The sequence below is a fragment of the Endozoicomonas sp. ONNA2 genome (assembly GCF_024606365.1).
Taxonomy (GTDB): Bacteria; Pseudomonadota; Gammaproteobacteria; order Pseudomonadales; family Endozoicomonadaceae; genus Endozoicomonas.
Map to the genome: position 1 here is coordinate 1 of NZ_JAHHPO010000484.1, position 1942 is coordinate 1942.

Annotated in this window: 1 protein-coding gene; it reads left to right on the forward strand. The window is 51.9% G+C overall.

Features of this window, described 5'->3' with window-relative positions; translation table 11 throughout:
* Positions 1–144 precede the first annotated feature (144 nt).
* Positions 145–1914 (forward strand): phage tail tape measure protein, encoded by a 1770-nt coding sequence (locus KDK14_RS08760; RefSeq protein WP_257264711.1) that lies wholly within the window; start codon positions 145–147, stop codon positions 1912–1914.
* Positions 1915–1942: the final 28 nt, after the last annotated feature.

Below are 1942 nucleotides of genomic sequence, written 5' to 3' on the forward strand. Positions count from 1 at the left end.
GATTGCGGTGGAACATCTGAATATGTGGAAGTTATTTTCAGACAATTCCTAACCGTTCAAAATTCAGGCAACGGAGATTTCATGAAATCAAAGTTCACGGGGCTAACTCCCTTACTTTTCACGTAGCGAACGATTTAACAAGCGATGAATGACTCCCTCAAACCGTTAATGTTTACCGTGGGACTGATCGACCGGATCAGCGGCCCTGCTGCCCGGGCTACCCGGAGTTTTGACGGTCTGATTGATTCGGCCAAAACCGGTTTTGAGGATATGAGATCCGGGGCCATGGGGCTGGCTGGCACCGGGTTTTTGATTTATGAAAGCCTGACACCGGCCATTGAGATGAATCGGGCTTTGGCAGAAACCCGGAGTATCGGCATTCAGGAAACCGCCCTGCAACAGTTGAATGACACTGCCCTGGAACTGTCCGCCACTTACGGGGTGGTGGCTGCTGAAGTGGTGGGGTCCGGTGCGCACATCAGCAAGGCCATCAAAGGACTGACCGGTGATGAGCTGTCCGCCTTTACCAGCGCCTCCGCCGTATTGGCCGCCACAACCAAGGCCACAATGGAGGAAACCAGCCTGTACATTACCCAAATGTATGAACGGTTCAAGGGCACAGCGGACGCCATGGGCAAAGCCCAATGGGTGGAACAACTGGTAGGACAGACCAATTATCTGAGTAAAGAGCTGGGCACCAATACGACGGATATTGCTGACGCCATGCAGGGAATCAATAATCTGGGTTCCGGTTTAGGCGTGGCCATGGAAGAACAGCTGGCCGTATTGGCCACCCTGAGTAAATCAACGGGAATTGCTGACGCTGAAGCCCAATACACCAATTTCCTGGAATATGCCGTGGCAGCCCAGGATAAATTGGGGATGTCGTTTACTAACAGCAACGGGAAACTACTTCCGATGCTGGATATTCTGGACAAACTGCAAACGGAATTTGGTGACCTGAGCGGGGCCAATGCCTGGGCAAAACTGGATGAGGCGTTTGGTGATGGTTCCAAATTGATTCAGCAATTGAGCAAAGATACCGCCGGGTTGGGTAAAACCATTAACGACTTGGGTAAACTCAACAACATGGCACAAGCTGCTGAAGCAGCACAGGCGATGACTGACCCGTGGCAACAACTGGCCAGCACAGTGAATGCAGTCCGGATCGCCATGGGGCAGGCTTTGCTCCCGGTCATAGAACCGGTGATCCAGTGGTTTGCTGATATGGCCAGGGAATTGCTGTTATTGATCAAGCTATTACCCAACATCACCAAGGTGATCGGTGTTACTGCCCTTATTATTTTGGGGCTTGCTTCTGGCATGGCCTTGCTGACCATTGCCGTAGGTATCGGCAAAGCCGCCTGGGCAGGCTGGCTGATGGTGATGAATCTGGCAAAAATAGCCACTGCCGCCTATACCGCTGTCCAATGGTTGCTCAATGCCGCTTTTGTTGCTTCCCCTATCGGTCTCATCATTATCGGATTCACCGCCTTGGTGGCGGGGCTCTATGCCGCCTGGCAGGGCATCAAACTGCTCTGGAACCTGTTCAGGGAAAGCAGCGCCGGACAGTTTCTGATGGCTACCGTGGCCGGGATTGTCAACTGGTTTAAATCTTTGGGTGGCATTGTAGATTGGGTGATTGACAAGCTTGATATGATCCCCGGGGTAAACATCGGCATTGATAGCGTCGATCCCACTGCAGCATTGCCCTACTCAGGAACTACCGCCATTGATACCGCCGCCCTGACCACGGATATTTACTACCACAAGGAAGATATGACCAGCGAACTGCCTTACCGCAAAACAGGCATGACCAACGAAGTGCCCGCCGGTGGCGTCACCAATCAGATCAGTAAATCCATTGCCGACCATTCCAGCCAACAGACTACTACTTCATTTATTCGCAATTGAAGCGTGAAATCAGGGATTTTTTGGTCAT